Raw genomic sequence first — 18822 nt, 5'->3', positions numbered from 1 at the left:
CCTTTCTTGTAGGGAATAAGATGGCAAATATCTCAAATGCATTCGGTGATTGCATTGTCACCGCAAAAGACTCAGAGACAGCTCAGAGAGTTGCAGAGTTACTTCATAGTCTTACAGACTGTTTCGGCTATTACACGCACCTAAATCTTGAAGATGGAGTGCAGTGCAAAGAGATGAACAGTTTTGAATGTTCCTTTTACGCAGACGGTCGATGGTCATTTAAGAACAACATGGAAATGATGGGGACATGGATTAGGAATAACGAGGAGATAAACAAAAGCACTGAGACTATCAAAGAGCTTGAAAAAGAGGATTTCAAAGTTTCCTTTGATTATGTGGACGAAGAACAGGGCTGTGCTTTTATTGAGGATGGAGTTGCATCCTTACACCATAAAGCAAACACACCTATTGAGTACATGGAATATGTACCGGAGTCATGCGAATGCTACGACTATACAGTAAAAAATCTTATCGAGATCTGCGGATACGATAGGGAATACGCTGAAGAGCTCTTTGATGATGACAGTGAAGAAAATGCTTAAAGAAAAACAAGAAGGAGATTGAAATGATTATCTGGTTGAAAAATAAAATGTCAAAACAGGAACTGATGGAGAAACTGAATATCAAAGACGCCGAAATCATGATTGAAGATGAGGATTTAGTCAGCATCTTTGCCGAGTCTGACGACTATGATGCATGTTTTGAAGGGATGAACCTATCTCCAAAGGAAAAACTGAAGGTAATAGAAGACGCTATGAATAACGATGATGTAAATTCACTAATCCTCGACAGAGTTAATGAGCTTGCAGAGGAATACTATGGTAAAGGAGCAGAATAATGCTCAAGAAATCCATGAATCTGAGAAAAAACGAGATACATCTGTATCTGGTGATCTCATATAAAACCTATAAAGAGTGCCTGATGCAGTGTCCGGCACTGTCATACTTTATGACTGATGCAAGCGCACCGGTAACAACTAAAGGAGTATTGGAGGTATGTCATGAGAAGATCATAAGTTTCTTCTTCAGAAAACTGAGTACAACAAAATGGGGAGAGTCTTTAGACAAACTAAGAAATGCACTTGAAGGCAAGGAATATGAACTTGCCATAATCCATGCAGACGGTTCAACCGAACACACCGCAACTTTCAAAGACGAGCCTAACTTCCTAAATCTTCAGATGAGTTTTGAATCCAGATATAAATTCCAGAAGGTCGCCTAACATTATCTGAATGTCTAAGAATTGCTTTTGATGCTGCAGGAAAACAGGTGGTATGGAAAGCAGTTAATGCAAGAAAAATGGAGCAGGTAAGGACATTAACTTCAGGAAAAAAAATCCTGCTCCAATGTAAATTAAAGGAATTGCATTTCAATTGAGATTGAAAACGCCGTTAGTATATGCGGTTAATGAAGCAAAAGTGTTATACAACTATTTGCTTTGTGTACGTTTTAGACAGATATCACTTAATTGCTTAATAAAAAAAATATGACGCTAGACCTCAAAAACACTTAAAAGAATAAAGAAACTTGGACTTTATGTATAAAATAATAATTAGATTTATTCTTATATCAATTATTTGTATTGCAAATAATGAGTAATAAAGTTATACTTATTATATCCATTTATTAAACAATAAAAAGGAGTTGTTAAATGTGGAGCGATGCAGAAATAAAAGATATTCAGACTGTAGTTGAGCATTTAAGCGAAGTTCTGAAGATAACATCTGGTATTTCATTAAGATTTAATTTAGAAAAAGAAACTGTTACATTACTTAATGGAACTAATCAGTTCTTAGACGAAGTCAACATTGCGGACGACAGTTCTTACGGTGTTCTAGAAGATATTATGGCTCATGTCCTAAGAAACCAAGAATAATTGGTAGAAAATAACTTATGAGAAAAGTAAGCCCTGAAGATAAAGAAACAAATCTTAGAGTTCTTAAAGAAAGCATTGATGTTGATTTTATCGCCAGATTCTTTGCTCTATATAACTATAAAATCGAGGACTTCTATAAAGAGGTAGGGCATAGTCGTCAGTATCTGTCTGGACTATTCAATGGGCTTACACCATTAAATGACGAGTTAGCAAAAAAGATTAACGAAACGTTTGATAGGGTATCTGCTGATTTGATAAGAAACAGATCAAGAGCAGATACTGCAACAGCTAAACGTGTTGTGGATTATGTTTCTGCGAAGGGAAGATCGTTGAGATAGTTTATTTAGCATTTGGTCTTCTCAACAGAAATAAAAAGATATTACGGTTCTTATTAACAGATTTCCCCAAAAATTTCCTTTAGACAATCTCTTTCTGCTAGAGTATTCATATCAACAGCCATAATGGCAAAAACTTTTCCCGAAAATCATTCTATTAATATGGCTGTTGATCCCGCGAAACTACTCTTGATACTTAATAGTTAAAGCCTTATCCAAAACATATTTATTAGCCTTAACCACAATGTTTTGTGCATTGTGATCAACGGCTTTCTTTTCTATGTTACGTGGAGTCCCATAGTCCCATGAATCCAGGCATTCATCCAGATAATCAATAAGGTTAAAGCCTAGATCAAGGTAATCATATGTAATAGAAGGATTATTGGCTTTAATCTGAGCTTTCTTCTGCTGATAATCCATGGTTTCATCAATATCTACGATATAAATACCGTCAAAACCACGGAACACGCCAGCAGATAGATTATCAAGCTCCGGACAGTAGATAATCAAATAACTTAATACCTTCTCATTTGGTCTGCGGATATGGAAAGTGTAGGTATAGATTTTTCTGCCCTTAAGATCGAACATCTCCATATGGTTCTGTTCAAGGAAATCCTTTACTGTAGAGTAATCACTAATTTCCTTTTTAAGAAGGTAATCAAACAGTATAGGCTCTTCAATAAAATAGGAAGTTGAGAAGTGTCCTAACTCAAGAGAGAATGCGGTCTGACGGTAAATCTGAGCAACATCTTGATTAAACCCAGCAGAGAATAATTTGGATGAATCCTCTCTGGCAATATCAAGCAGCTCCTTAACGACTGTAGTAGATGTTTCCTGTATAAATTCAGAGGTTGAAACATCAATACCTTCCTGAACTGCTGCTAGTTTATGAGCTCTAAATAACTGCTTTTCTTCTTCAAATGGAATTGGATATCTTTTAGGCATAATGGCTAATCTTTATCTGTAGGAGTTATATAACTGACAAATATCATATCACCCCAAGGCTTATCCTTACTTAGAAGGATTCTTTTTTTCGTTATTAAATAAATTTACTATATATTCTTTTTACCGTCACTATAAAATATAGTAATAATCATCATTATTATTTACAGTCACGGTAAATTAAATATCACTTGATTATACAAATATTTATTCTATTAAGAATTGTTACTATTATCTAATTCTTAATAGCAGTTATTACTGTTTACAGTCTCAAGGTAACATAATAGGTGTTAAGTTACCTTGAGAAATTACGAAACAAAATTTAAGGTGCAGTTATGCTCGTTGAGCCGTAAAAACTAAATAACTTAGTTATGTTACTTTTATAACACTTTTATGTTATATTTATATATAACAAAAAACTGTACTAAAAACTAACTAGAAAAGAGCATTTCTTTTCAATTTAAGGGAAAACGATGGATATCAGCAAATATAAATTCTATCCGGTAAAAATCATGGAAAATCCAGACAAGACCTTTACAATTCAGACTCGCAATTGGAAAGGTGCAATCAGTGAAGCCAAAACACTTGAAGAAGCAAAGAAAATGGCAATAGATTTAGTAACTGATGTTATCAATTCTCTGTTTGATGAAAATAAACTGATACCTGAAGCAGTAACTGCTCAAAAGGATGATTTTGTTGTAGAACTGAATTTAGATGCAGCTTTAAAAATCGGCTTAAAGAATATTATGATAGAGGAAAGATACAGAAAAGCAGATCTGGCAAAAGGACTAGGTATAGCGCCTCAGAGAATAACTACCTTTTTAAACTTAAAGAAATCCACTAATCTGAGTTTCATAGAAAAGGCATTTGCCTATATGAAAAGACCATTATCAATTTCTGCATAAATAAAAGAGCCATTAAAAATGACTCATGTATATATTTAGAAAGAAATGAAAACTATAAAATCATGCTATTGTTAATAGTTAATATTAGTCACAATCGGAAAAATCTGTTTCATATCTTATATACTTAAGACTTACTTTTTCGCTGGATAAAGACAAACTTGGTTTTGCTTCTTCTTTAGCCATTTTTGTAGCATCGCTTTTGTTGCATGCTCTTACACGAATATTTCTTTTTCTTTTCTTTCCATTATCATCGTAAGTTGCTTCGAAATAGTAATATCTATATGTCTCATTTTTCATCATAATCACCGTTTAACAGTTTTTCTAAGAACCTTTTTTGATTATAGTTAAACCGAATGATTAGACATTAGATAATAATCAAAAACAAAATATGGATAACACTTAATTCGGCTATTTAAGGATAAAAAAAAGAGCCATTGATTAAATGACTCTTGGAAAGATTTAGAAATCAAATGAAAACTATTAAACTAATAGATTTCGGGCCGAAATTATACCACGTCAAATGCTCAACAATAATAAAATCTTAGATTACCCACAATAAGATTTTTTTATTTCTCTTAAATCTTCAAGAATGCTTATTGCGTCTTTAGAAACTTCATTTACAAAATCCTGTCCTGAATAATCTTTCCTTATAATTAAAAAATTCTTACTGTCTCTAGAATCAAGATTCTTGTATTTTTCTCTCAGTTTATCTTCAAAATAGCCCAAAATTGAGTTATTTACCGTCCAAAAACTATAGTTAATAGTGATACCTTTATCCATTATACTGTCAACATATCGAGGATAAATAACAAATCTGGTATCCTCGCCATTAATAAAAAGTTTTAGCTCAATTCGCTGCTTTATTGCTTCTGTAACCGGATACCCTCCCCAACCTTTTTTTTCTAAAAAAAATTCATTATTTTCCGGATCTTTAAATGAGTTATTAAGGTTATCTCTTATTTGCTCATTGATTCGATAATAGCTTGTAAATAACAAGGAAATTGCCTTTGAATTTTCAATTACATACTGTATTTCGGAATTATTCATATCGTTAGATCCACATAATAAATGCAAATGTGAGACAAAATCCTCTATATAAAAGTCTAATTTAGTTATAGGAGTTTTATTTGCTTCAAATGTTACCAGCTCTGAATATGTAATATTAATCCAACCTTGAGGAGGTAACACATTATGATTTTTAGTTAATAAATAATAATAAACTGATTTGTTTTTAAAATGCTTTTTACAATAAGCCATATAATCATCAAATGGATTATTTATTTCATGATTAATCTTTGCTTCAAATACAAAAACACAGTTTGTAGTTTCTAACAACAAATCAATACGATTTCTGTTCATCGTAGTAACTTGTGTACCAACAGATATGAATTCTTCCTTATCTATGAAGGGCTCTACGCTAGAATTAGATACTCCTGCTTTTGTTAAAAGATTTCTTGTTATGGTTTTAAGAAATTCTTTATCAGACGTATCCGCAGATCTTTCTATAAAATAAGCAAGTAAATCTGTAGTAGGGTTTTCATAATAATTAGTTAAACCGCAGTTAAAAATATTGAGATTTTTTTTGCTATGCTTTGCAATTTTATCGACAAGCCCGTCAGGAATATCCTCTTTTAACTTAACAAATTGAGACATATTTATTGATTTCCATTTATAAGACTCTATGCAAGTATCTATTTACTAATCAACGATGAGTATATATAACTCAATAAGGTGATTCTGAATGTGGAAATAATCCTAAAAAAAGAATTCATCTAATTTTTATTTACTTTAATTTAAGGATTTTATTAGGAAATTTCAGTAAAGAAGATCATATTTCTTGACTTTATATAAATGAAAAGCTGTTCCTTGAACAGAAGGAAAATAAATGTGGTTTATGTACCTGGGATTGGATGGTTAATTATGACAATAATTGGTCAGATTTGGGAGTAAAAATAAAATTTCGAAAAAATATTGCTATGCAATAGGGGAGGAGAAGGATAATATCTAGGAGATTAAACTCCTAGACATCAGAGCCTTCCATACTTAAAGCATATTATTGCTAATATACTCAAGTATGGATATGAAAGAGAATCCAAACTTAAATTTTACTTTAAACTTAGACCCCACTTTTACTTTCACAGTGATTTTCATTTTAAATTCCTCCTTTTGAGGAGGACATAACTAATATAACACATTATTAGCAGTTAATATACTGTTTTTTAAGTATTTTTAAAATCAACTTAGGAAGGTGATTTATAAGGCAACAATTACTACATTCCTAAAAAAACATCTCATAAGAAAGTAGAAATACAGCTTCTAGATATCAAAATACGAAGCATCACTTTTAGGTTTAGATGGTGACTTTGGATTTTTAAAATAAGATTCATTCTCGTTTACTGAAAACGACAAGGCTCTATTAAGAGCAGCAGAAAAACCGTTCAAATCAAAGCTGAAATAGAGGGTTGTCTCAGGATAATCAACTTTTATTCTTAAGGTTTTACCTTTCATACATTCTTCAAGAAATTCCTTATTTAGACCACTAGCCATAGTGATATGAAAAGTGGTGTTATCATCAGTTAGATTACAATTGAGCTTAAATAAACTTTTTTCATCTACTCTAGCCGCACAAGGCATATCAATGCCATCTGCAAAACGTACTGATCCTTTATTCTGCTCATCTTTTGAAACCATTACTTCCGTAATATAGTATGAGTCATAAAAATCAATAAATAAGCCTACAGTAGCATCTGTATTAACAACTTGAAGATTTACAATACGAGGAGTAAAAACATTGTTGTAATAAAATACCCCGGATCTCCAATTTTGATGCACTTTAATGTCTTTAAATGCACCTTGATCCGCGTTTACTTGAAAAATAAGCCCCAAAAGAAGAAAAGCTAAAAGTCTTCTCACAAACGCCCCCATTGTAAAATTCATAGAAATACTAATGAACTCATAATAAAAGTTTAGACTTTAAATCTTATTTTTACAGTTACTAAGAGCTTTTTAGAATTTACTACGTGAATAAATTCACATTAAAGGCAAATCATTTTTTACGAATAGTATTTTCTAACCATTTCTTATATCAATTTAAGATTGAAAATAAGCCAAAACTTTCCCTATACCACAATATACTTATCTTCTTAACTTGTTACTTTGTATCTGACAAACAAAGAACTATAGGCAATTCCACAATGTGGAAAAGATGAGAGATAATCCATGCACTTCGCTAATTGGGGAAACTTCCCGACAGTAGACACACTTTCTTACAATCAGCTTTCAATAGCTGAGCTTGCTTCATTTATAAGGGATAACCATGGTTTTATTGCAAGAGGAAACGGCCGATCATATGGCGACGCTTCACTAAACCAACACTCTATCCTCAACCTTTCCAAAGTTAAGTTCAATAAGCACGGCATGGTTTATAACTCTGCAGATCGAGAACTGATTATTAACTCCGGTTGTGCATTAACTGATGTTCTTAACAACTATTTTCCTGAACACGTAATCTTCCCAGTACTCCCTGGAACTAAGAAAATATCAATAGGCGGCGCCATTGCAGCAGATATTCATGGAAAAGATCATCACATAAACGGTACGTTATCAAAACACATTTCCTGCATTGATCTTATGACCGCATCAGGTGAAATGATCACGGTGACACCAGAGAAAAACAGAGATTTGTTCTGGGCTACCTGTGGTGGTCAGGGGCTTACAGGACTTATTATTTCAGCGACAATAAAAATGTTGAAAACAGAATCGTCTGTTCTAAGACAACGAGTTACTGTATGTGAAAGTTTAGACAAGTTAATTGCTGCTACCTTAGAACAGAATAATTCCCAGTACTGTGCCTCATGGATTGATCTGTCTGCTACCAGAACTCACGGTCGAGGAATTGTATTCTCGGGGCGTTTTGCATCTTCAGCGGAGGTAATGGAGCAGGGCAATCAGTTTCTTGAAAAGAAATACTGCAACTCCAGGTTATCAGTACCGTGTTACTGCACTTCTAAGCTGTTTAATCAGACAACAGTAAAGGCATTTAACTCCCTCTACTATTACCTAAACAAACGCAAGAACAATCCTTTTGCCAGCATTAACGGCTTTTTCTTCCCACTCGATGCAGTAAATAATTGGAATCGTCTGTATGGACATAAGGGTTTTGTGCAGTATCAATTTGTTGTGCCACAAAAAGAAGTGTTACAGAAGATTGTTAATGTCATAAAGAAAGAGAAGTTGTATTCAACTCTTGGGGTACTGAAGATCTTTGGTAAGCAGCCTAAGCACTACGGAAATATAAGCTTTCCCATGGAGGGATATAGCCTAGCCATGGACTTTAAGCTTAGCCATGGACTGTTTAAGAACTTGGATTACCTTGATGAGATAGTCGCTGATGCCGGTGGTCATGTGTATCTGGCAAAGGACAGCCGTATGAAGGCAAGTACATTTAGAAGGATGTATGGAAAAGCCGTTGATGAATTTCTTGAGGTAAAGGCTAAATATGATCCGAACGGTAAGTTTTGTTCATTGCTATCAAAGAGACTGAAATTAAACGTTGTTTAGTTGAAATTATCAGTCTCTGAAATGAACTCAAAACAAATGAATGGAAATTTAATGTCCAAATTTTACAATTAAAAATACTAGAAGCAGAATTACAAATACTCCCCACTGAACATAGCTCATAGGAAATGTCTTTACCTTAGCTCCACAGTATGGACAAAGACTCTTTTCTGCTTGGCCTTGATTTGTTACAAGGCGAGGAACAATCTTTCTACCGCAATTAGGACAGGTAATTCTGTCATCATGTCTGTTATTCTCTTCTGAGAAATCAGCCTTAGTGATTACAACATCAACTGCCTTATCTTTCTTGTTTTCAGAGGTTGATGCTTTTACATTAAACTCGGCCTGATCGCCCATTCTTGGAGGTCTTTCAAAAGACTTAATATCATGGACGTTGAAATAGTATTCTTCTCCTTTTTCACCCAGAATAAAGCCGTAACCTTCCTGTTCTTTAAAGAACTTTATTTTGCCTTTCATAAAGAAAACGATCCAATGTTGTTATGATAAAAATCAGATTTGGATTGTATCAGTTTATGTTTAATAAAAGAATATTAAACGATTATTTCTTTATTGATGAGTCTCTTATTACCAAACAATCTCTTTGCTTCTTCTTCAGAAAGGCTCATTTCAACCTCATCCATTTCTTCATCTTCGGAGAAACGGTTAGGATCATTTTTATATAGCTCAAAGGTAATCTGTCTTAGTTTCTCTTTAAAGTCCTCAAAAGTGATTTTTCCTTCAGCACAGTCATCATAGATTTGCTGTTCTTCAGCGGTCATAGGGCGTCGTAAATAATTGTCATAAATCGCTTTGTAGCCAGCTAATAACTTTAATCTCTCGGCTTTATCCATTTTATATTCCAACTTTTCTCGTGAATCCATGGAAAGTATTCTCTTGATTGAGCAAATAATAACTATAAATGAATAGCAAATCGTTAGACAAGAAAAATAGTCCCTAACCGCAATAATGAAGGCTCTAGCCCCTACCTATAATTCCCACATCTACAGTAATTAATAAGAGATCCAAAGAATGAAAGCTGACACTAAAACAATGCTTGTGGTGGGAGGTAGTTCCGAAATCATCCGCCCTACAATACTGTGTTTCCATAAAGAGGGTTACAAGATCTGCTTTACGTCCAGCAGTCAGGAAAGTCTTGATAAAACCCTACAAGGATTCAATGAAGATATACCGCAAATAAAGGGCTATAAACTTGATTTAATGCAGGACTCTGCAAGTTCGACTTTTGCCGGCATTCTACAGAAGGTGCAGCCAGATGTACTGATTGTTGCTGCTGGTTTTTTACCGTTAAATAATCAGCTTTTAGCATTAAAAAGAACGTTAACCGTTAACTTTACTGCAGTTGCTGAAATACTTGCTTGTGCAGCAGAGTACTTTGCAGAGAGAAAATCCGGAACGGTTATCGTACTAAGTTCTGTAGCTGGAGATAGGGGACGATTCTCTAACTTTGTATATGGAAGTGCAAAAGCCGGACTGACAGCTTTCCTATCGGGATTTCGTGCATACTTGTTTCATCATGGAGTACACGTGATGACGGTAAAACCTGGAATAGTTTCAACCAGAATGACACAACAAATGATGGGGTATAAAAAGTCGTTGCTGTGGTCAGATCCGGATAAAGTAGGGAGACAGATTTTTGCAGCATTTAAGAGGCGTAGAAATGTAGTTTATGCTCCTGGATTCTGGAGGTTAATTATGACGATATTTAGGCTTATTCCAGAATGGATTTTCAAGCGAATAAAAATATGAAAATATTTTTTGATAATTCTCTTATCTATCATTATGCTTTATGTATATTGCAATTAAAATAAGGTGCATATCATGGCAAATACAATAAATTATACTTGTAGAATAGATAGTGAAGTAAAGCAAAAAAGCGAGGTTCTGTTCAAGGAACTTGGAATGTCCCTTTCTACAGCAATCAATGTCTTTCTAAAAGAAGCAATAAGAACGGGTGGTTTCCCTTTTAATGTATGTTTGAAAAATCCGAACAAAGAAACCTTAACCGCGATGATGGAATCCAATCAATTATTGAATGATCCAAATACAAAGACTTATAGTGTAGAAGACGCGTTAAAAGAGCTGAAAAATGACTAGACAGGTTATCTGGACTAAACAGTTTAAAAAGGACTATAAGCTCGCTATAAAGAGAAATCAGAACATTGAATTGTTGGATGATATTATTTGAAAAATAGCGTAAAACATTCCATTAACTCAATCAAACAAAGATCATGCTTTAAATGGAAATTGGAAAGGATTCAGAGAATGCCATATTCAGCCTGATTGGCTTTTAATCTACCAAATCTCTGATGATTTATTGGTCCTATCCCTAACCAGAACAGGTACTCATAGCGATTTATTCAACCACGAATAAACATCATATCTGAAGCAGCAATGCTTCTGCCCTAAGTAAAACAAAAGACATCATTGGTATACTGTGAATATAGCAAGCAAACATTATGAAAGGAAAATCCATGTGTACCCTAATGGAAAAAGATGTTCTTATCGATATTTTAGCCGAAGCAATTGCATTTGTAGGATACAGAGAGCAAGAAGGGGAAATGTCTCCCGAAAGTATTCGCTTGATGAAAATAAGACGTTTCATATATTCATCTGCTCCAGAAAAAATAGACTTTGATGAAATCAAAAAAGAAATAAATGAACTTAAAAAACCATTTCTAAACAAGCCGAAAGTGCTACTTAAAGAATATTTTGAAAACCAGAAAAAAACTCAAGAACAGATATAAGGACATACCATGCTTGATCTAAAGCAACTTGAAAACGATATGGCTAAGATTACTGACAATCTTAGAAACGGACTTACAAACAATCTGCAGAACTACGACATTAACATCAAGTTAACTTACGATGAATTGTCCAAAAAGATTAATGTTCTCCAGAACGGCATGGTGATAAAGTCCGTTGATTACAGTAATGAAGCTAATTGTGCTGCAGCTGATAAGGAGCTGACCTCATATTTACAGTTGCTAAGTAATGAATTTCGTGGGATGTGATAGGGAGACAAAGTAGTCTCCCCATAATCTCGAGAGGTTTTATTCACATATGAGCTTAATGTCAATTGAGCTCTTTCTACATTTCTTTCCGTCAACTTCAATATTATCAGGAAGAGAATCAAATTCAGCCTTTTTACGATCATATTCTTCTATAGAACGCTGAGTCATGTATGCAGAAACAGCAGCTCTACTTCTTTCTTCTTCAGTTTCTAATCTAAGATGTTTTGCTGCAACAAAATCATCATAACGATAACATCCTCTTGTTGGGATATTTATGTTTGCAGCAGTCAAAATATTTTTAATTTTTTGTTTTAAATTCTGGTTAGTGTTTTTATCGTAATACATTGATATAAAATCACATTTTGAGATTACATCGACTTTTCCCTGGTTGATACTATTCTCAAATGGAATTCTGTTCATCTCAAAAGCTTTATTGTAATCTTTGGTCAAATATTTTCCTTCTCTATATGCCTTCTGTATTATGTGACAAACAGATTTAACTTCATTTGGAGATAAAAACTCACTCGAGGAGGTTTCATCATTCATATTTGCTCGACAAGCTTTTTCAGCATACGAGTCATCCGGAGTTATTCCTATAAGAGACAAATAAAGCAATGGAACATATACCAGCTCAGGGTCTTTCTCGCTTGATTTCTTATAAGCTTCTAAATAATCCTCAAACCGAATTTGGAAATTTTTAAATGCGGCTCCGGTAGTAACCCATTTGTATTTATGTGTTTTGTATCCATTACGAATTAAATTGGAATAGTATTCTTTTTCTTTATCGCCGCTTCTGCCTTTAAAATATTCATCAAGATCGTTAACATTCGGAAAACGAATGTAGTTTAAACGGATTAGGTTTCTGCACTCAGATATTGCACCTAATCTACAGCCTTGAACTAATAATGCTTCGGCCTCTGTTGACTCCCACTGAGGTATAGTAGGGTAATTTTCACGTAATGTTTCAATACATTTATCTTTATTCCTCTTGGAAAAACAAGAATATTCTGAGGCACACGAACTAATAAGCATTACAGACAATGCTAAAACAATAGCCAGAATTCTCATAAACACCCCCAAAACCAAAAGCATTTTCTATCAAGTATAGTTTTTTATAATTCCGATTTTTGATATGAATGAGAACGAGAAGAATACATATTTAAGAAAAATGATCATATGATAATGACTTAGGAGACGACATTTGTCCGTAACTATATAAGCGTTTTAACATCCTTAGATAAAGTCTTTTTATTCGAGTAACATTTAAAATGTCTAAAGGCTACAATCAAGTCCACCTTATAGGAAAAGTTCATCCAAATATAGGTATAAAGCCCTATAGGGGAGGTGTGCTTATACGCTTTTTTCTTCAGGTCGATGATCTTGATTATGATCCGGTCTATAGACAATATCGCCGACACTCCGAAAAATTCAGAATAGTTTTTGAAGGCAAGAACGGAGTTCCTTACGACACTGTTTTATGTGCACATCCGCTCATACAAGTTACGGGTAAACTCCATATAAGAAACTTCAAGGAAAAGATCATAGGCGACAAATCATTTTCTGCTGAAATCCGCACAACAAGAAAGGGCATAGTTTTCCTTGAAGAAATAAACGCTGGAGATGAATTGCTGTTCTACAACGATCCGAGAACAGAAATCATCATGTCTTAACCGTCACTTACTGAGTAAATAATAAGTTAGTTCTCATAAAATAAATCTGGAAACACAGTGCAAGATATGGCTCTTACACGTAACTTAGGACAGCTAGGACAGTTCTTACGTACTAAATAGACATTTCTCGGCATTGGAGAGGGTAAACTGCTAGGGATGAATGGTCTATAAACTGTATGCTCCAAATCATATAAATCATTCAGAGATTGAGCTCCTCCTATAACGGTTTTGCATTTGTATTTGTAATATTTAATACCGTCATACTCATCCATAGAAACCTGTGTACATCCCGAAGGGATTTTTTTGGCAACTCCGGTAGTAACCTTAACCTTAGAAGCAAATCCAGAAGCCTGAACAGTAAGTATTCCGTAATTATTTTCTAATTTAGATTTTCCTCGTCCGGATCCTGACCTTGTCTGTCTATTGACGGTGTATCGTCCTATAGCTGTCGTATTGGGATTAGGTTCTTCATAGGTACGTGAAAACTCAATATTTCCGCACTCAAGATAACCACAACAAGGTACTGTTTTCCCGTCCTGACTGAGAGCCGTAAGACGACCTTCACACTCTTTTAGTCTACAGTCGTCATAGCCACAGCACTGTTTATCTCCAACCGGTGATTTAGTGGTTACATACCCGTCGCATTCAATGTTATGGCAATTAACCGTACCGCAGCACAGCAGATTCTTTTTGTTGGGATCAACCTTACTGTCAACAGAAGTCTGTCCCTCACAGTATTTACTGTAACAGTCTTTCGTACCACAGCATTTAACGTTGCCTCCAGAAATAACCTCTGTTGAATGCTGGTAATCGCATTTAACGTCATTACAGTTATCAGCTCCACAGCATTCCATTTCCGTACCAAAGTCGTTGCTGATTACGGAAGTCTGTCCACCGCATGAACGTTCACGACAGTCTTTGTATCCGCAGCAGTCTCCACCGGTAGCAGTCTTAACGTACCCACCGCATTTCTTTTGCGAAACAGTGCTGGTTCTATAGTTGTCGCAGACGGTATCACAGTCCTGCTTGCCGCAGCAGCTCATACCACAGCGAGAAGTTGTATAAGGTGAAAGACAGGTGTTGCCATGTGCTAGGGTAGTATTACCTTTACAGATATTCTGACATTCGTCCTTTCCGCAGCAGGGAAGGCCGCATGAACTGATGTTGTAACCACCACATTTGCTGTCTGCAGTGTAGATAGATGATCCGTCACCGTGTTTAAGATTCTTTTTAAAGACTGTCGCCATTTCGTTGCGGATTTTTATTGCATCGACTGATCCGGCATATTGTTTGGTGCGTTCAACCACTGTCTGTCGTTGTCCGGTATCAGTAAGCACTTCAACAGCAAAAGCTTGGTTAAACAGATTGATTAGAATTAAAGTATATACTATAAAAGAACGTCTTCTATTCATTATTGGTCCTTAACTAAGGTGGAATAATGACAGGTGTTCTTTTAAGGTGGTGTGTTCTTATTATGGCTCGGTAGTATAGACTAATCACCGGTCATAGATTTAGGGATTAAGGGGATTGTTTAAGGCTAGGATTAGATCCAAATTTTGATTAGCACTCAAACAATCCCTCAAATATTTCATTTATTATTGTTAAAAACACCACATATAACTTCAAAACCAGAATGGGATATTTACAAAGATCACATGAGCATAAAACTGCATTTTGCACGAACTAAAGACGGCAAAAGAATTGAGCCACAAAAAGGGGTAGAAGCATTTTGCCCAGCCTGCGGTTCGCCTTTGATTGCAAAATTAGGGGAAAGAAGGGCTCATCATTGGGCGCATAAAACACTTTGTACTGATACGTGGCTGTCTCCGGAAACAGCATGGCATGTGAATTGGAAAAACAATTTTCCAAAAGAATGGCAGGAAGTACGTTGCGTTGATGAAGAAACCGGTGAAATCCATATTGCTGACGTCAAAACTGAATCCGGCATTGTTCTAGAGTTTCAGCATTCCCCTATAAAAGAATCTGAAATTCAAGCAAGAGAAGCATTCTATAAAGATATGTTCTGGATTGTTGATCTGCATAATATCAGCTATAGAAAGGTTCTGGAAAAGAATAAAATTCAAGGCAAAAAAGATGATATTGGTTGGAGGATCTTTAACCATAGAGAGCTTTTCCCTAATGTCTGGCTAAATCGTAGGGCGATAGTATGTTTTGACTATATGGGAGAAAAATTTGATAAGAAGTATGATGTTATTCTTTGTTTAATACCTTCTGGTTATGAAGACAAGGAATATATTGTTATTTTGGACAGAAATACCTTTATATCCGGATTAACCGATAATTCTCTTGTAACACAGCTTTTAAAGATAAAAGAAAAAGCTGAATTACCTTATAAACTCGAAAACACCTTAGAACATCTAAATAAACTTGGTCTTACCGTAAAGATACCAAAGACTCAACCTCAAACCAGAAAAGTAGTATATAAAGATATGAGTAAGGTTAATGCAATTAGAAGAGCTTATAAAAAAATGAAATAATTGCAATCAACTCCAAACAGAAAAACGGCCCTTATTGATATTTCCTTTCTAGTAGCTCAATCATATTCTGAGCATTTTTCTTAATATAATGAGTTACCGTTTTAAGATGTTTCTCATTGTATGGAGCTGGTGCATAATTGCAGAATTCGAAGTTCTGAAACTTATAGAGAAGATTTAGATAACTTTCATCACACAGAGACAGAAATCTTGAACAGACGTTGATTCCATTCCCCGTTATAAATGTTCCTTTCTTGGCACTTTCAACCATGTCTGCCATTTCCCTTTCATGTGTAAGGGCAAAAAGCGACAATCCGTTGTCGTAACACATTGATAGCTGACTATATTCCAACGTATTGTTATCTTTTAAAAGAGAATAGTTGTCCTTATGTCTGTCAGGATTAAGTAGCAGCATATCCAGAAAACTCTGATCAGAAAACTGTTTTCTCCCCAAAAAAGATAACGCTTTCTCATTTACTGCAGACTCACAGTCACACTGCTCTTGAATGGAAGATTTTAAATCAGGATTTATATAATCTAGCTCATCTATTACCTGATTCATTGTCACAAGGCTGACATCAATACTGTTTATTGAAGGACATTTGGAACATACAAGCTTTTTCCCATGATAGTTCAATACTTCAAGCTCGTACTTCACAGAGTTAATGCCGAGGAAAGATGCAATCTGATAGGCAAAATATTCTGCATATACCTGATTGTTGACATAGCTACAGTCAGGAGTACTCAGATTGGCCCATTCATCCGTCTTATAAAGCATTATGGTTCCGTTATCTTCGAACCAGACTTTATTCTGAGTCCCTGAAGCTGAAAGATCTATAGCAAAAAAAGGATAAGCAGAAGGGGTAGCTGAATTAAAACAATTAGGATTTCCTGTCAGCACAAGAGATGCTATATATGGATCTAAAGGATTACTGTATGGATTTATATCTGCATACTTAACTGATGAATTGTAGCTTTTTACCCACAACACGTCGTTTAAGCTAACAAAATACAGCCTGTCAAACATTGACTCAAAGTCATCAGTATCACGGACTTTTAGGTACTCCATGACCTTGCGTGAATATTCTCTCTGTAGGGAAATTACACGAAATTTTAGAAATCGTGCCATCGCCTCGGAAAAGATCTGCTGAACATTTATACCGTCTTTTTCACATATATCAAAGATTCTACGAAAACGAGTAGGGAGAAAATTGAAATACTTGATATTAAAATCGCACGATTTAAAAGAAAAGGATCTAGTCTCTGTATTGTAGCTAAAGACAAGCAATTCAGTTTCATTATGCATTAAAACTAATCTTTTTTGAGTCATTGAATACCTTTTTATTATGACTTTAGATATACAGTCTGGATTATTCAACTTTAGTTACTGAATTCTTTATCCATAATCTTATCAATCTTATAATCAGAAATTTCTCTACCCGTTGCTTTTGTATCTGATTCAGACAGATTAACGCCATAGAGTTTTTCGAAATTCTCGGAAGTAATTCCTGCAAGTTCCATCTCTGAAACGTTCTTTAAGTCTGCGATGCATCTTAGCGTATAGCGAACAAAAGCAGGTTCATTCTCTACACCTCTCACAGGAATAGGGGCAAGATAAGGACAGTCTGACTCCACCATCAGTCTGTCCAATGGAACATACTTTATGACTTCTCTTAGATTCTCACTTGATTTGAATGTTGCTATACCGGTAAAGGAAATATAAAAACCTAAATCAAGACACGCTCTTGCCATTTCAAGAGTATCTGTAAAACAGTGGATTACACCTCCAACATCACAGGCGTTCTCTGTTCTTAATACAGCTAGGGTATCGTCTTTAGCTTCTCTTGCATGAATAATCAGTGGCTTTTTAACATCTTTTGCAATACCAACATGTCTTACAAAAGAGGCAATCTGAAGGTCTTTAGTCTCTGGAGAATAATGATAATCAAGTCCGGTCTCCCCAACAGCAATAACCTTATCAGAAGATAAAAGATTGTTCTTTAAATCAGCATCCTTCCAATCAGGCTCATGCCTTACGTCTAAAGGATGAATACCACAGCCTAAATAAATGTTGTTATAGTCTTCAGCAATTAGACGGTTTTGTTCGAAATCCTTTGTTGTGCAGGCAATAGATAAGAAATGACTTACGCCACTGCGCATTGCTCTTTCAATAATTTCGTCAATATTTGCTGCAGCTTTACCTTTCAAAGAAAGTCTTGCAAGATGACAGTGTGAATCAACTAAGTAAGCCATTGCTCTCTCCATTTTTACTTCTAAATGGCTGTTATTCCTTCTTTTGGTTTAATGTTCTTGGGATCGAGCCATTTCAAATTATTATCTTCCATTAAAGTAGACAAAATATCTTCATAATTAAAATCATTAGGATCATCATTATCATCGCTATCTAATAAATACCAATAATGTAAATTCTCCATGAACCATCTTGTATTTATTAAGCGAGTTCGAATTACACCTAACATTGCTAAGTCATCAGGATGGTCATGACCTAAATATCTTCTTGCTTCGCCTTCCTCATATGCATCAAAGCCATATTTCTTGAAATATTTATCTAGAGAATAAATCATGTTTTTATAGGTTTTATCCTTTTCTTCTTTCTCAATACGGTCTTTATTCAGCTTAAATTCCTAACATAATTTCCTCTTGTATAAATAAAAATTAACTATTCCTTAACTCGAGTTTCCCAGATAAAAAATTTAAGTAAATCCAGATCCACTCTAGGATTGATGCTCTTTAAAAACTTGTATTGATTTATTATCTTGCTAGAGGCAATGGAATTACCTGCTTAAGGAAGTTACAGATCCCGTTAAACCATGAGCCTAACAGATCATTTATGATCTGCTCTGCTTTAACAAGACAACCTTTTTTTAGCAGGCTTGCTTCTTCTAAAATCTTTGGAATAGAAATGAAGCATCTCATTAGAGAATCTATTGCTGCCTGATAAGGTATATCCTGTATCTGTTCTTTTGTAAATCTGAATAGAGCTCCTAATG

26 protein-coding genes are annotated in these 18822 nt (G+C 34.8%); 14 read left to right on the top strand and 12 right to left on the bottom strand.

From position 1 onward, the window contains the following. The first annotated feature begins 20 nt into the window (after positions 1 to 20). The 5 genes from BM308_RS00130 to BM308_RS00110 all read left to right on the top strand — a co-directional run bounded on the left by BM308_RS00130 (position 21) and on the right by BM308_RS00110 (position 2213). Positions 21 to 542 carry a hypothetical protein gene (locus BM308_RS00130; RefSeq protein ID WP_074942275.1) on the top strand — a complete coding sequence of 174 codons (522 nt, stop codon included), beginning with the start codon at positions 21 to 23 and terminating at the stop codon, positions 540 to 542. A 23-nt stretch (positions 543 to 565) separates the two neighbouring features. After that, entirely contained in the window at positions 566 to 838 is a 273-nt protein-coding gene (locus tag BM308_RS00125) for a hypothetical protein (protein ID WP_074942274.1), read from the top strand. Then, a complete protein-coding gene (locus BM308_RS00120; protein WP_074942273.1) occupies positions 838 to 1221 on the top strand; it encodes a hypothetical protein in 384 nt (127 codons plus the stop codon). Before BM308_RS00125 ends, BM308_RS00120 begins: the two co-directional genes overlap by 1 nt. A 429-nt stretch (positions 1222 to 1650) precedes the next feature. Continuing rightward, positions 1651 to 1875 (top strand): hypothetical protein, encoded by a 225-nt coding sequence (locus tag BM308_RS00115; RefSeq protein WP_074942272.1) that lies wholly within the window; start codon positions 1651 to 1653, stop codon positions 1873 to 1875. Between the two features lie 17 nt (positions 1876 to 1892). Continuing rightward, positions 1893 to 2213: a helix-turn-helix domain-containing protein gene (locus BM308_RS00110; protein WP_074942271.1), complete on the top strand. Its 321-nt coding sequence runs from the start codon at positions 1893 to 1895 to the stop codon at positions 2211 to 2213. Positions 2214 to 2393: 180 nt separating this feature from the next. Here BM308_RS00110 and BM308_RS00105 read toward each other — a convergent pair whose 3' ends face one another. Next, positions 2394 to 3155, bottom strand: coding sequence for a hypothetical protein (locus tag BM308_RS00105; RefSeq protein ID WP_074942270.1), 762 nt, complete (start codon positions 3153 to 3155; stop codon positions 2394 to 2396). 470 nt (positions 3156 to 3625) lie between these two features. On the opposite strand from BM308_RS00105, the gene BM308_RS00100 reads away from it, so the two are divergent. Next, a complete protein-coding gene (locus tag BM308_RS00100; RefSeq protein ID WP_074942269.1) occupies positions 3626 to 4057 on the top strand; it encodes a type II toxin-antitoxin system HicB family antitoxin in 432 nt (143 codons plus the stop codon). A gap of 84 nt (positions 4058 to 4141) precedes the next feature. Here the strand turns inward: BM308_RS00100 and BM308_RS00095 are convergent, their stop codons facing one another. From BM308_RS00095 to BM308_RS00085, 3 genes are all read right to left on the bottom strand, one after another. Further along, a complete protein-coding gene (locus BM308_RS00095) occupies positions 4142 to 4354 on the bottom strand; it encodes a hypothetical protein (protein WP_074942268.1) in 213 nt (70 codons plus the stop codon). 249 nt (positions 4355 to 4603) lie between these two features. Continuing rightward, positions 4604 to 5710, bottom strand: coding sequence for a PD-(D/E)XK nuclease family protein (locus BM308_RS00090; protein WP_074942267.1), 1107 nt, complete (start codon positions 5708 to 5710; stop codon positions 4604 to 4606). Between the two features lie 663 nt (positions 5711 to 6373). After that, complete coding sequence (locus BM308_RS00085) at positions 6374 to 6970, bottom strand: hypothetical protein (protein ID WP_143098537.1); 597 nt, start codon at positions 6968 to 6970, stop codon at positions 6374 to 6376. Between the two features lie 306 nt (positions 6971 to 7276). Here BM308_RS00085 and BM308_RS00080 point away from each other — a divergent pair, with 306 nt between their 5' ends. Then, positions 7277 to 8617 carry an FAD-binding oxidoreductase gene (locus tag BM308_RS00080; RefSeq protein WP_074942265.1) on the top strand — a complete coding sequence of 447 codons (1341 nt, stop codon included), beginning with the start codon at positions 7277 to 7279 and terminating at the stop codon, positions 8615 to 8617. A gap of 48 nt (positions 8618 to 8665) precedes the next feature. Here BM308_RS00080 and BM308_RS00075 read toward each other — a convergent pair whose 3' ends face one another. After that, the gene (locus tag BM308_RS00075) at positions 8666 to 9091 is read right to left on the bottom strand and encodes a cold-shock protein (RefSeq protein ID WP_074942264.1); all 426 of its coding nucleotides are present in this window, start codon (positions 9089 to 9091) and stop codon (positions 8666 to 8668) included. A 74-nt stretch (positions 9092 to 9165) separates the two neighbouring features. Continuing rightward, complete coding sequence (locus BM308_RS00070; protein WP_074942263.1) at positions 9166 to 9465, bottom strand: hypothetical protein; 300 nt, start codon at positions 9463 to 9465, stop codon at positions 9166 to 9168. Between the two features lie 178 nt (positions 9466 to 9643). Between BM308_RS00070 and BM308_RS00065 the strand changes: the two genes are divergently transcribed. The 5 genes from BM308_RS00065 (at position 9644) to BM308_RS00045 (ending at position 11646) form a co-directional block, all read left to right on the top strand. Then, the gene (locus tag BM308_RS00065) at positions 9644 to 10381 is read left to right on the top strand and encodes an SDR family NAD(P)-dependent oxidoreductase (protein WP_074942262.1); all 738 of its coding nucleotides are present in this window, start codon (positions 9644 to 9646) and stop codon (positions 10379 to 10381) included. Between the two features lie 72 nt (positions 10382 to 10453). After that, positions 10454 to 10729, top strand: a complete 276-nt coding sequence (locus BM308_RS00060) for a type II toxin-antitoxin system RelB/DinJ family antitoxin (RefSeq protein WP_074942261.1) — start codon at positions 10454 to 10456, stop codon at positions 10727 to 10729. 106 nt (positions 10730 to 10835) lie between these two features. Then, positions 10836 to 11006 carry a type II toxin-antitoxin system YafQ family toxin gene (locus BM308_RS13705; protein WP_306704562.1) on the top strand — a complete coding sequence of 57 codons (171 nt, stop codon included), beginning with the start codon at positions 10836 to 10838 and terminating at the stop codon, positions 11004 to 11006. Positions 11007 to 11118: 112 nt separating this feature from the next. Continuing rightward, entirely contained in the window at positions 11119 to 11379 is a 261-nt protein-coding gene (locus BM308_RS00050) for a hypothetical protein (protein WP_143098536.1), read from the top strand. Between the two features lie 9 nt (positions 11380 to 11388). After that, positions 11389 to 11646 carry a hypothetical protein gene (locus BM308_RS00045; protein ID WP_074942259.1) on the top strand — a complete coding sequence of 86 codons (258 nt, stop codon included), beginning with the start codon at positions 11389 to 11391 and terminating at the stop codon, positions 11644 to 11646. 39 nt (positions 11647 to 11685) lie between these two features. Here BM308_RS00045 and BM308_RS00040 read toward each other — a convergent pair whose 3' ends face one another. Beyond that, a complete protein-coding gene (locus tag BM308_RS00040) occupies positions 11686 to 12714 on the bottom strand; it encodes a hypothetical protein (protein WP_074942258.1) in 1029 nt (342 codons plus the stop codon). Positions 12715 to 12914: 200 nt separating this feature from the next. On the opposite strand from BM308_RS00040, the gene BM308_RS00035 reads away from it, so the two are divergent. After that, positions 12915 to 13316, top strand: a complete 402-nt coding sequence (locus BM308_RS00035; protein ID WP_074942257.1) for a hypothetical protein — start codon at positions 12915 to 12917, stop codon at positions 13314 to 13316. A 26-nt stretch (positions 13317 to 13342) separates the two neighbouring features. Here the strand turns inward: BM308_RS00035 and BM308_RS00030 are convergent, their stop codons facing one another. Further along, positions 13343 to 14728, bottom strand: coding sequence for a hypothetical protein (locus BM308_RS00030; protein ID WP_074942256.1), 1386 nt, complete (start codon positions 14726 to 14728; stop codon positions 13343 to 13345). Between the two features lie 144 nt (positions 14729 to 14872). Between BM308_RS00030 and BM308_RS00025 the strand changes: the two genes are divergently transcribed. Beyond that, positions 14873 to 15814 carry a competence protein CoiA gene (locus BM308_RS00025; RefSeq protein WP_143098535.1) on the top strand — a complete coding sequence of 314 codons (942 nt, stop codon included), beginning with the start codon at positions 14873 to 14875 and terminating at the stop codon, positions 15812 to 15814. Between the two features lie 31 nt (positions 15815 to 15845). Here BM308_RS00025 and BM308_RS00020 read toward each other — a convergent pair whose 3' ends face one another. The 4 genes from BM308_RS00020 to BM308_RS13270 all read right to left on the bottom strand — a co-directional run. Then, positions 15846 to 16940, bottom strand: coding sequence for a HipA domain-containing protein (locus BM308_RS00020; RefSeq protein WP_143098534.1), 1095 nt, complete (start codon positions 16938 to 16940; stop codon positions 15846 to 15848). Between the two features lie 251 nt (positions 16941 to 17191). Next, positions 17192 to 18064 carry a TatD family hydrolase gene (locus BM308_RS00015; RefSeq protein ID WP_074942427.1) on the bottom strand — a complete coding sequence of 291 codons (873 nt, stop codon included), beginning with the start codon at positions 18062 to 18064 and terminating at the stop codon, positions 17192 to 17194. A 20-nt stretch (positions 18065 to 18084) separates the two neighbouring features. After that, entirely contained in the window at positions 18085 to 18396 is a 312-nt protein-coding gene (locus BM308_RS00010) for a hypothetical protein (protein ID WP_074942253.1), read from the bottom strand. Positions 18397 to 18583: 187 nt separating this feature from the next. Next, positions 18584 to 18822: hypothetical protein (locus tag BM308_RS13270; protein WP_177214389.1), on the bottom strand; the 239-nt coding region annotated here is incomplete at its 5' end.

It is taken from the genome of Succinivibrio dextrinosolvens (assembly GCF_900116345.1).
Taxonomy (GTDB): domain Bacteria; phylum Pseudomonadota; class Gammaproteobacteria; order Enterobacterales; family Succinivibrionaceae; genus Succinivibrio; species Succinivibrio dextrinosolvens_B.
Note: the sequence above shows the minus strand (reverse complement) of the source record. Positions and strands in the feature narration are given on the sequence as shown.